Here is an 11,112-nt window from a genome sequence, read left to right on the forward strand (position 1 = left end):
GCGGCGGTGGGTCCTGGTGCCCGGCTCAGGAGCGCGGACGGCCGGAGCCCACGCCCAGGGCGTCCGGGAGGGCGGCTCGGGTGGTGATGCCCAGTTTCGCGTACGCGACCGCCAGGTGGTTGTCGATCGTGCGCACGGACGTGGTCAGCGCGTCGGCGATCTCGCGATTGGTCATTCCCCGGGCCGCCAGGACGGCCACCTCGCGCTGCCGCGGCGTCAGGTCGGGCGCGGTCACCTCGGCCAAGGCGGGCGTCGCGGCACCCGGGCAGCGGGCGCGCAGGCCGACGGCGAGGGCGCGGTTGCCGGCGAAGGCGGCGGCCTCGGCGGCGTACAGGTCGGCTCCGACGGCGGAGAAGGCGGCGGCGACCCGTTGTGCTGCCGCCGCGTCCCGGGTGGCCACGGCGCGGGCGTGCTCGGCGTACAGCGGCACGAGCAGGCCGTGGACGCGCGACACGAGTTCGGTCAGGCGGGGCAGGGCCCGACGCGCGTGGCCCAGCCGCACGGCGTCGTGCAGCAGGGCCGCCTCGATCGCCAGTTCACCGCGCTGTCGCGCCGCGTCGGCCGCCGCGAAGGGCGAGGCGCCGGTCACCCAGATCCGCGCGTGGTCCAGGGCCGCGTGGCCGTGCTCGTCCGGCCGCAGGGATTCCGCCCGCGCCAACGCCTCGCGCCCGTCCTCGCCCCGCATCGCGAGCACCACCGACAGCTCCACCAGGGCCAGGAACCGCCGGAACCCCGGCATCGCGGACGGCTCGACCTCGTGCAGCGTCCGGTGCGCCAGGTCGAGGTCGCCGCGGTGGCGGGCGGTGATCGCGCGGTAGATGCCCCATTGCGCGCGCATCGCGTCCCACCGGTCCTTGCCCGTGTGCGCGGCGGTGGCGAGGCGTTCGGCGTCCAGGAGGTCGCCGGTGGTGATCCGCACGAACCACTCCGCGTAGCCCATGACCTCCAGGGCCGGGCCCGGCACCTCCACCCGCAGGTTTGCCGCGGTGGGGAAGTCGCCGACCGGTCGGCCGGTGACGGCGTCGAACATCGCCGCGAGCATGCGCTCCTCCGGGGCGTCGGTGCCCGGCAACGCCCGCCGCGCCTCCTCGGGTTTCCCGGAGTCGAACAGCAGGTACGCGCGGGTACCGGCGGGCAGACCCGCCAGCGATGCCGCCTCCTCGCCCCGCCCGAGACCCCACCGCAGGTTGAGCGCGCGAGTGGCGACCACCTCCGGCGGTGTGTCGGGCGAGGCGACGGCCGCGTAGACCTCCTCGGCCTCCGCCGCGTGGTCGTCGAGCCCCAGCAGCTGGGCGAGCAGGTGGGCGGCGGCCACTCCGCCGCCGTGCTCCCACGAGGCCCGGGCCAGCCGTGCGCCCAGCCGCAGGTCGAACGCGTCGCACGCCCGGTGCGCCGCGGCGAGCAGCAGGGCCGGGTCGTCCGCCGTGCCGCTCTCCAGGCGCAGCACGGCGACCCGCAGCGGGTCGTCCAGCAGTGCGGCCAGCCGGCGCTTGTGGTTGCGCGCCCGCACGTCCGCGCAGCCCGCGCGCAGCACCTCGCCGTAGAGCGGGTGTGCCAGGCGCAGACCGTCCTCGGCCACCGCGACGAGCCCGCGGTCGGACAGCGGCTCCAGCTCGTCCGGGTCGAACAGGTCCACGTCGAGCGGTTCGCCGAACGCCAGCAGCTCCAGCACCCGCCGGCGGGCGTCGGACAGCGTGCCGAGCCGTTCCTCCACCAGCTCGGCCAGCCGCGGCGGCACGGACCACGAGCCGTCCAGCCGCCACACGCCGTCGCGCAGCCGCGGTGTCGTGGCGAGCAGCAGTTCGCGCAGCAGCAACAGGTTCCCGCCGGTGGCGGAGAAGAACCGGGCGGCGGACCGGCTGTCCACCGGTCCGCCGAGCACGGCGACCAGCAGGGCTTCCACGCCGTCGCGGTCCACCGGTGCCAGCTCGAGCCGGTCGAGCAGCTGGTCCTTCCACAGCGCGGTCACCGGATCGGGCGCGCGTTCACCCGACCGGATCGTCGCCAGCACGACCGCCTCGCGGTGCTGCACGAGCTGGTGCAGCACCACCGCGCTGGTGCCGTCGAGCAGGTGCGCGTCGTCCACGCCGACGACGGTGCCGCGAAGCGCCTCCCGCGCCGCCCGCAACAGCCCGGACCCCGTCGGCGGGTCGGCCGGCAGCAGCGGGGCCAGGGCGCCCAGCGGGATCGTCCGGGACGCCGAGGTCGCGCGCACGAGGCGACCGGGCGCCGCCTCCTCCAGGAGTCGGGTCTTGCCCACCCCCGCCGGACCGGCGACGACCAGACCGGCGCCGCGCAGCGCCCGCCGGACCGCGGCGAGCTCCGCCGCCCTCCCCGTGAACGGCCACCCCATGCCCACCAGGCTAGGTGGTCGGCGTGCCGGAGATGGGTGGTTCGTCGCTCAGGACCGGGGCACCGGCACCGGCCAGGCTGGGCCCATGCGGATCGACGAGGCGTTCTTCCAGAACCCGTTCCCCGGCTACGGCGAGTGCCGCCGGCACGAGCCGACGCGGGTGGCCATGCCCGACGGAACCCGGCCGTGGCTGCTCACCCGGCACGCCGACGTCCTCGCCGCCCTCGCCGACAAGCGGCTGAGCAGCGCGGTCACCTCCAGCCGGATGATGAACCACACCGACGCCCCCGAGCACACGCGGTTGCGCGCGCTCGTCGCGCGGGTGTTCGGCGCCCGGGAGGTCGACGCCCTGCGCCCGCGGATCGAGCGCGTCGCCGAGGAGCTGCTCGACGCGTGGGCGGGCCGGGACGTGGTGGACCTGATCGAGACCTACGCGGTCCCGTTGCCCCTGCGGGTGATCGGCGACCTGGTGGGCCTGCCGGACGCCGAGCACGTCGTGCTGCGCGAGCTGACCCGGGACCTGATGAACCCGGAGCTCATGGCCGACGCCTACGGCCGCCTCACCGGGCACGTGACCGAGTTCGTCGCCCGCAAGGAGCCGGGTGCGGACCTGACCGCGGACCTGCTCGCCGACCGGGACGCGGGCCTGCTCACCGAGGAGGAACTGGTCGCGATGCTCATGCTGCTGATCACCGCCGGGCACGAGACGACGGTGCAGCTCATCGGCAACGGCGTGCTGGCGCTGCTGCGCGACCCGGACCGGTGGGCCGAACTGACCGCCGACCCGGGCCTGGTGCCCACCGCCGTCGAGGAGCTGCTGCGCTTCGACGGCCCGATCAACCCCGGCGTGCTGCGGGTGGCGACCGAGGAGGTGGCGTTCGGCGGCGCCGTCATCCCCGCCGGCGACCTCGTGCTGGTGTCGCTCGCCGCGGCGAACCGCGACCCGGAGCGGTTCCCCGACCCCGACACCCTGCGCTTCGGCCGCGGCGCGCACCTCGCCTTCGGCCACGGGGCGCACTACTGCCTGGGGGCGCGGCTCGCGCGGTTGGAGGGCGAGATCGCCCTGACCGCGTTGCTGCGCCGCCACCCGCGGGTCGCGCTCGCCGGGAACGGCGTGACGTGGCGGTACGCGATCAGCCGGGGGGTGACCGCGCTACCGGTGCGGCCGGCCGGGTGAACCCCCGGCCGGCCGCATCCCCCTCCCGACCACCGCGCCGTGCCCGGCTCGTCGGACTTCGAGCCGGGCGGCGGTCATCCGGTGCGGTGGCCTTCCGGTTCCCCGGTCGGTTCCGCACTTCGGCCGCCCAGCAGGAGGTTCAGGATCGCGTCGGCCTCCTGGTACACCGCCGTGCCCTCTTCCGCCAGGGCTGTCGCCAGGTCGTGCGGCGTTCCGTCGGGCAGCCTGCCCAGTGGCACCGCGGAGGGGCGGGCGCTCGCGACCGCGGCGGCGTCCATGGCGTACAAGCGCGCGCCGTAGAGGTCCCTCACCTGCGCGGCGATGATGAGGCCGTCGCGGTCGATGTCACCGGCGTAGCCCAAGCGCACCCCGCATTCGACCGCGCGCCGGAGAAAGGCGTGATCCACTGCCCGGAGGTGGCCGCTGGTGCAGGCCGACGGGCCGGTGAACCTCGCGGCCGGCGCGGCTTCGATCACCGACGGGTTTTCGACCAGTGCGGCCCGCCGCGTCGCCTCGGCGGTCTTGATCACCGGCGAAGACCTCGTGTCCGCGACCGGACCCGGGTTCCGGTCAGTTCTTGGGGCGCTGCTTGACCCCGGCGGCGAGAAGGTCGACCACCTCGGCGATCCTGGCCGCGCGCAGGTCGGGTCGGCGGGTGGTGCCGTCGATCCAGCGGAGGTAGGCGCGGCGGTAGAACTGGGCGAGGGAGTCGAAGAACTCGGCGGCCGCCGGGGTCGCGTCCAGGGCGGTGGCGAAGTCGTCGGCGAGGTCGGCGCGCTGGGGGCCCTCCGGGGACAGCACGACCTCGACGTGGTCGCCTTCCGCCACCCCGTTGTCGCGCAGCCACGCCGGGGGGAGGGTGATCCGGTGCTCGGCGCCGGTGGTGTCCACGACGCCGCGGACGCGCACTCCCTCGACGGTGCCGGTGACGTGGTGCCGCGACTTCGCGCCCCAGACGGCGTCCGGGTCGAACGGGATCGGCACGACCAGGTGACCGCGTTCCCCGGCGCGGACCGTGGCGGTGAAGCGGTGTGCCGTCATGGGTGGCGATCGTAACGCCGGTGTCCCCCGGTGCGCGGGAGGTCAGGCGCCGGCGCCGCCGTCGACCGGGACGATCGCGCCCGTCACCATCGAGGCGCGGTCGCTGAGCAGCCACGCGGCCACCTCGGCGACCTCGCGGGGTTCGGCGAGCCGGCCGAGCGGGGTCGCGGCGTTGACGCGCGCGACGACACCGGGTGCCGCCTCCTCCCAGGTGTCGATCATCCTCGTGGCCGTGCCGCCGGGCGCGATGCCGTTCACCCGGATTCCCCCGGGCGCCCAGGTCACCGCCGCGGTTTCGGTGATGCTGTTCAACGCGCGCTTCATGGCGCCGTACGCGGGCAGGCGGGGGTTCGCGCGGCGGCCGCCGATGCTGGAGGTGTTGACGATCGCCCCGCCGTCGCCGCGGGACATCAGTGCGGCCTCGGCGTTCATGGCGGTCCAGTGCGCGCGGAAGTTCACCGTGAACTGCTCCTCGACGTCCTCGTCGGAGGTGGTGTCGAGCGGGCCGAAGCCCCGCTGGAGGGCCGCGCCGTTGTTGAACGCGCCGTCGAGTCGGCCGTGCAACGCCTCGACGCGGTCGACGGCGGCGCGGATGGCCGCGCGGTCGGCGAGGTCCAGCGGCACGGCGTCGGCGACACCGCCGGCGGCGCGGATCCCGGTCACGACGCGGTCCAGCGCGTCGGTGTCGCGGGCGGCGAGGACGACGGCGGCGCCCTCCCGCGCGAACAGCCGGGCCGCCGCCTCGCCGATGCCGCGGCTCGCGCCGGTGATGAGGACGACCTTGTCGGCGAGGAGTCCGATCGGGTGTTCGGTCATGGGGACAGCGTCGCCGCGGCGCGGTTCCGGAGGCAGGTACAGCCGGTACCGGGCTCGTCCGCCGCGCACCGGGCACAGTCGGGGTATGGACAAGCGGGAACTCGGGGCGTTCCTCCGCAGCCGGCGGGAACGGCTCCGGCCGGAGGACGTCGGTGTGCCGTCGGGGCCGCGACGGAGGACGCGGGGACTTCGCCGCGAGGAGGTCGCCGTCCTCGCGCACATCTCCACGGAGTACTACGTCCGGCTGGAGCAGGCCCGGGCGCCGCGCCCGTCGGGCGAGGTCCTCGCCGGGATCGCGGGCGCGCTGCGGCTCACCGACGCCGAGTGCGACCACCTCCACGTCCTCGCGGGCACCGCGCCGAGCCGCACCGGTCTGCACTCCCGCGAGGTCCGCCCGAGCATCCTCGCGCTGCTGGACCGGTTGCCGAACACGGCCGCGTTCGTGACGTCCGCCGTGTTCGAGGTGCTCGCGTGGAACGCGCTCGCCGCGGCCCTGATGGAGGACTTCGGCAGGCTCTCCCCGCGGGACCGCAACCTCGCGCGCAGGGCGTTCCCCGCGGTGGGGCGGCCCGAACGGGTGCCGTACGGGATCTCCGACGGTGCCGAGTTCCGGCACCACGTCGTCATGCGGTTGCGCACCACCGTCGCCCGGTACCCGGCGGACCCCGAGGTGACCGGCCTGGTCGAGGAACTCCGGGCCGGCAACGCCACGTTCGCCCGGCTGTGGGAACGGCACGACGTGCAGGCGGCGCCGACGCTCACGAAGACGTTCCGGACCACGGCGGTCGGTGCGGTCACCGTCGACTGCGACGCCCTCGCGCTCACCGACCGGGACCAGCACGTCGTGCTCTACAGCGCGCCTGCGGGATCGCGTGACGCCGAGGCCCTCGCCCTCCTGGGCGCGCTGGGACCCCGAGCGCTCCGCGGTCCGGGCGGGGTCGACGGCTGACCGCGCGCCCGGCGGGTCACCCCGGCTCGTCCTCGAGCGCGGTGTGGATCCGCCACCCGTCCAACCCCCGGACCGGCTCGTCGGAACCGGTGATGCCGGTGACCAGGGCGGCCCGTTCCGCGGCGAAGCGGGCGTCGTCCGGGCGCCCGGCGGCGGCGTAGAGGCGCTCCAGCTCGTGCCACAACCGGGCTTCGGTCCGCCGGTCACCGACCTTCGCGAACGTCGCGGCGGCGGCGACGAACGCCCTGACCGCCTCGCCGAACCAGCCCGCCTCGCGGAACAGCACCCCCAGGTTGCGCCACGTCTGCGCCTCGCCGCGTCGGTCGCCGCACTCCGCGAAGGAGGCCCGGACGGTGAGGAGGACGTCGATCGCGTCGCCGCGCGCGCCGAACCCGTGCAGGGCGATCGCCAGGTTCCCCCGCGCCATCGCCTCGTCGAGCCGGTCGCCGAGGTCGCGGAAGATCCCGACCGCGGCGAGGTGCTCGTCCACGGCCCGCGCGTGATCACCGAGGTCGTGCAGCGCGATGCCCGCGTTGGTCCGCGCCGCGGCCTCACCGCGTCGGTCGCCGATCTCCCGGAACAGGTCGATCGCGAAGTAGTGCTGGACGACGGCTCCCTCGACGTCGCCCATGCCGTGCAGCGCCAGCCCCAGGTCGTCGTACACCCGCCCCTCGACCTGAAGGCTGTCGAGCAGGACGCGGCCCGCCAACCGCGCGGTGTCCAGGTTGTCCACCGCCTCCCGGAACCGGCGGGCTTCGATCAGGGCGGCTCCCAGGTTCACGATCGCCCTCACCGTCCCGGGCGCGTCGCCCAACCGCCGGACCGAGCGGTCGGCGATCTCCGCGACGGCGACCCGGTCGGCGACGTGGCGGCGCCACGACAGGTAGCCGGTGAGCGCGGTCGCCAGGTCCACCGCCTGCCGGTGCCGCGCGGTCTCGCCGGCGACGACCACCCCGGCGACCAGGCACGCCCGTTCCGAGTCCAGCCAGGCCGACGCGGTGTCCCAGCCGGCGAACGGGTTGTCGGTCGGTGGTGGCGCGTGCGAGCGGACCGTGGCCATCCACCTCAGCGCGGCCCGTGTCGTGCGGAGGTAGTGGTCGAGCAACCGGTCTGTGGCCGCGGCCAGGTCGGCCTCCGGGATCCCGAGGTCGTCCACCGCGTGCCGGGTGACGGCGAGGCGCACCAGGTCGTGGAACTCCCAGCGCCGCGGGCCGCCCAGCAGCAGGTGGGCGCGCGTCAGCACGCGCAGCCGCACCCTGGTCACCGTGTCGTCCGCGCCCAGCAGCGCCGCCGCCGAGGGCAGGCCGACGTCCGGGCCGGGCGCGATCGTCACCAGGCAGAGCAGCCTGGCCGCCTCCGGGTCGCGAGCGCGGAGTCGTTGCCACGACGTCAGGAACGCGGCCGGCACGCCGCCGGTGCCGTCGTCCAGCACGGTCAGCCGGGTGCGCGAGTCGGCCAGGTCGGCGGCGAGTTCCGCGACGGTCAGGTCCGGCTCCTCGGCCAGCACACCGGCGGCGATCACCACGGCCTGGGGCAGCCGCCCGCACCACCGCAGCACCTCCGCCATGGCGTCGACCTCGGCGGCGGGCCGGGGATCGGCCGGCTCGCCCCGGTCGCGGGCACGCTGGTCCAGCACCGCGCGCACCAGCTCCGCCGCCTCGGCGGGCGGCGGCAGTCCCAGACCCACCCGGGTCGCGCCGGGCAGCGGGAGGGCGTCGCGGGACGTGATCAGCACCCGGTGGACGCCCGGCGCGGGCACCAGGTCCCGGACCTGGTCGAGGTCCGCGGCGTTGTCCAGCACCACCAGCACGCGCTCGTCCCGGGTGGCCAACCCGTCGAGGTGGCGGTGGTAGGCGGCGGGTTGCTGGGCGGCGTCCGACGGGATCGCCTCGGCCTGGACGTCCAGCGCCCGCAACACCGCCGCGAACACCTGCCCGGGTCGCACCCGGTTCGCCGGCTCGTATCCGTGCAGGTCCACGAACACCGCGCCCCCGCGGAACCAGCCCCGCCCCACCGCGTCCGCCGCGGCACGCCGGACGAGGGCGGTCTTCCCGATGCCGCCCATGCCCTGCACGACACCGGTGGACGGGCCGCGGCCGCCGGGAGCCAGCACCGCCGCCACCCGCTCGAGGTCCGGCGCCCGTCCCACGAACACCTCGGGGCCGGGCTCGGCACGGATCGCCGTCACCACCGCGCTGCTCCCGGCGGTGGTCAGGTGGACGTGCTGCGTGTTGTGGTCGCCGATCTGCACGCCCCGCGCGGACCGCGCGTCGACCACCGGCCGGTCCGGATCGTCGGTCACGCGGACCCCGCCTCCCCGTGCTCCGACAGCCAGTCTTCTTGTATACCGCGAATTCCACCGCCCGCGGCGGTTACGTTGTCGGTGACCTGACGCGGACGGGGGGACACGTGGTGGAGAAGTTGATCGAGCTGCACCTGTCGCCGGAGTGGGTGACGGGTCCGCTGTGGGCGGTCGTGGAGGGCGGCGAGCTGCCGGACAACTACTCACCGGAGGACTTCGGCGAGGAGTTCGGCCTGCCCGCCGACCTGGTGGCCGACGTCGACGCGTGGGACGGCGAGTTCCAGGCGGTGTTCGACTCCGCGGACCCGATGTCCGGTGGTTTCGCCGAGGAGGACGTGGCCGACCGGTGGTACGCGCGCGGGGAGGAACTGGCGCACCGGTTGGCCGCGGCGCTGAAGGTGCCGATCGTGTACCGCACGGCGGGAGGGCGCCTGGTGATCACGGAGGACCTCCGCGGCTGACCCGGCGGATCGGATGTCGCGGCGTGGTCGTGACGACGTGGCGCCGCCGGATTCCCGGTGTGGCAATGACACGATCGGGTGGTAACGGGTGGTGGCGGGTTCACGACGCCCCGGGTAGGCGTGGATTCCATCGTGGAATGCGCGTGCCGAGCCGGATTCCGAGGGTCGAACACATTTCGCGGGAATGAATCGCCTGCGAATGGCCAATGGGCGCTATCGGGTTTCCACTCGGATCCGCCGTGCCCGGGCGGGGTGTTTCGACCCGGCGACGGGATTCGCCGGAGCAGGGGCGCCTTGTCGTGATCGGAGCGGTTCCGGCCAGGAAACCGCCACGCGAGGCGCCGAAGGAGGACCGAGCATGACGCAACAGGTCCAGGCAAGGCGGAGAAACCCCGGTGTGCGGCGGTGGAGCGCGGTCGCTGTCGCCGCGCTCGTGACGTCGACGTTGTCGGCGGTGGTCGGCACGCCCGCGGCGCAGGCCGCGCCGGGCACGCGGACGTTGGCCTACGTCGCCAACCTCAACGGCAACAGCGTGTCGGTCGTCGACACCGCGACCAACAGCGTGACGGCCACCGTCGGCGGATTCGCCGGTCCCATCTCGGTGGCGATCACCCCGTCGGGGACCGCCGTCTACGTCGCCAACCAGGCTGCCGACTCGGTGTCGGTCCTCGACACCCGCAGCAACGCGATCACCGCGACGATCCCGGTGGGCGCGGTGCCGCAGAAGGTCGCGGTAGCCCCGTCCGGCGCGACGGCCTACGTCGCCAACGCCTCCGACAACACCGTGTCGGTGATCGACACCGCCACCGCCGCCGTCACCGCGACCATCGGCGGCTTCAACCGGCCCACGTCGCTGGCGATCACCCCGAACGGCACCGTCTACGTCGCCAACGCGTTCGGCGACTCGGTGTCGGTGGTCGACCCGACCACCCACGCGATCACCGCGACGATCGGCGTGGGCAGCAGGCCCCTGTCGATCACGGCCTCGCCGAGCGGTTCCGTCTACGTGGCGAACTTCTTCGGCAACTCGGTGTCGGTGATCGACACCGCCACGAACACCGTGACCGCCACCGTCGGCGGCTTCACCGGCCCGAACCCCCTGGAGGCCTCCCCGACCGGCGGCACGGTCTACGTCAGCGACAACGTCAGCGTCTCGGCGATCGCCACCGCCACCGACACCAGGACCGCCACCCTCGGCGGTTTCCTCACCCCGCGCGGCATCGCGTTCACCCCGTCCGGCGCGACCGCCTACGTCGCCGACCTGCTCAACGGCACCCTCACGGTGATCGACACCGCCACCACCACCGCGACCGCCACCATCGGCGGCTTCAACCGCCCGTTCGCCGTCGTCGTGGGCACCGTCCCGCTGCCCGCCGTCACCGCCGTGACCCCGGACCGGGGACCGAAGGCCGGCGGCACCGTCGTCACCCTCACCGGCACGAACCTCACCGGCACCACGGCGGTGACCTTCGGCGCCACCCCGGCGACGTCCTTCACCGTGAACAGCGACACGAGCATCACCGCCACCGCGCCCGCCGCGGCCGCCTACGGACCCGTGGACGTCACCGTCACCAACGCCGTCGGCGCCGGCACCACCACCGGCCGCTACACCTACGCCTACCCGTTCACCGGCTTCCTCGCGCCCGTCGCCAACCCGCCGGCGGTCAACCACCGACTGGCGGGCCTGCCCGTCCTGCTCCGCTTCACCCTCGGCGGCGACCAGGGCCCGCACGTCCTCGCGCCCGGCTCGCCCACCTCCCGACAGGTCGACTGCACCACGCTCGCCCCGATCGGGGCACCACAGCCCACCGCCGGTCCCGGCCTGGTCTACAACCACCTGACCGGCCACTACACCTACACGTGGCTCACCGACCCGCACTGGCACGGCACGTGCCGCACCGTCGACCTCACCCTGGCCGACGGGACCGTCCACTCCGCACACTTCCGTTTCCTCTGACCACAGTGGACAGTGCTTGACCGTCGGGGCGTGCGACGCGGTGCGGTCCGCGTCGC

General features: G+C 74.8%; 9 protein-coding genes. 4 read left to right on the plus strand and 5 right to left on the minus strand.

What is annotated here, in order from left to right; translation table 11 throughout:
• Window positions 1-25: 25 nt before the first annotated feature.
• Entirely contained in the window at window positions 26-2,353 is a 2,328-nt protein-coding gene (locus AB0G50_RS26980; protein ID WP_360113525.1) for a LuxR C-terminal-related transcriptional regulator, read from the minus strand.
• Between the two features lie 85 nt (window positions 2,354-2,438).
• Here AB0G50_RS26980 and AB0G50_RS26985 point away from each other — a divergent pair, with 85 nt between their 5' ends.
• The gene (locus AB0G50_RS26985) at window positions 2,439-3,530 is read left to right on the plus strand and encodes a cytochrome P450 (RefSeq protein WP_360113527.1); all 1,092 of its coding nucleotides are present in this window, start codon (window positions 2,439-2,441) and stop codon (window positions 3,528-3,530) included.
• Between the two features lie 74 nt (window positions 3,531-3,604).
• On the opposite strand, the gene AB0G50_RS26990 is transcribed toward AB0G50_RS26985, so the two are convergent.
• From AB0G50_RS26990 to AB0G50_RS27000, 3 genes are read right to left on the minus strand one after another with little or no spacing between them, the layout of a single operon-like run.
• A complete protein-coding gene (locus tag AB0G50_RS26990) occupies window positions 3,605-4,060 on the minus strand; it encodes a DUF2399 domain-containing protein (protein WP_360113529.1) in 456 nt (151 codons plus the stop codon).
• Window positions 4,061-4,100: 40 nt separating this feature from the next.
• Window positions 4,101-4,571: a YdeI/OmpD-associated family protein gene (locus AB0G50_RS26995; protein WP_360113531.1), complete on the minus strand. Its 471-nt coding sequence runs from the start codon at window positions 4,569-4,571 to the stop codon at window positions 4,101-4,103.
• A gap of 42 nt (window positions 4,572-4,613) precedes the next feature.
• Entirely contained in the window at window positions 4,614-5,387 is a 774-nt protein-coding gene (locus AB0G50_RS27000) for an SDR family oxidoreductase (RefSeq protein ID WP_360113533.1), read from the minus strand.
• A gap of 85 nt (window positions 5,388-5,472) precedes the next feature.
• On the opposite strand from AB0G50_RS27000, the gene AB0G50_RS27005 reads away from it, so the two are divergent.
• On the plus strand, window positions 5,473-6,336 hold the full coding sequence (locus tag AB0G50_RS27005) for a helix-turn-helix transcriptional regulator (RefSeq protein WP_360113536.1): 864 nt from the start codon (window positions 5,473-5,475) through the stop codon (window positions 6,334-6,336).
• A gap of 16 nt (window positions 6,337-6,352) precedes the next feature.
• Here AB0G50_RS27005 and AB0G50_RS27010 read toward each other — a convergent pair whose 3' ends face one another.
• Entirely contained in the window at window positions 6,353-8,638 is a 2,286-nt protein-coding gene (locus AB0G50_RS27010) for an AAA family ATPase (protein WP_360113538.1), read from the minus strand.
• Window positions 8,639-8,748: 110 nt separating this feature from the next.
• Here AB0G50_RS27010 and AB0G50_RS27015 point away from each other — a divergent pair, with 110 nt between their 5' ends.
• Both AB0G50_RS27015 and AB0G50_RS27020 read left to right on the plus strand, forming a co-directional pair.
• Window positions 8,749-9,099: a hypothetical protein gene (locus AB0G50_RS27015; RefSeq protein ID WP_360113540.1), complete on the plus strand. Its 351-nt coding sequence runs from the start codon at window positions 8,749-8,751 to the stop codon at window positions 9,097-9,099.
• Window positions 9,100-9,457: 358 nt separating this feature from the next.
• The gene (locus tag AB0G50_RS27020) at window positions 9,458-11,056 is read left to right on the plus strand and encodes a PxKF domain-containing protein (RefSeq protein WP_360113542.1); all 1,599 of its coding nucleotides are present in this window, start codon (window positions 9,458-9,460) and stop codon (window positions 11,054-11,056) included.
• The last annotated feature ends 56 nt before the right edge of the window (window positions 11,057-11,112 follow it).

Source organism: Actinosynnema sp. NPDC020468 (assembly GCF_040642015.1).
Taxonomy (GTDB): Bacteria; Actinomycetota; Actinomycetes; order Mycobacteriales; family Pseudonocardiaceae; genus Actinosynnema.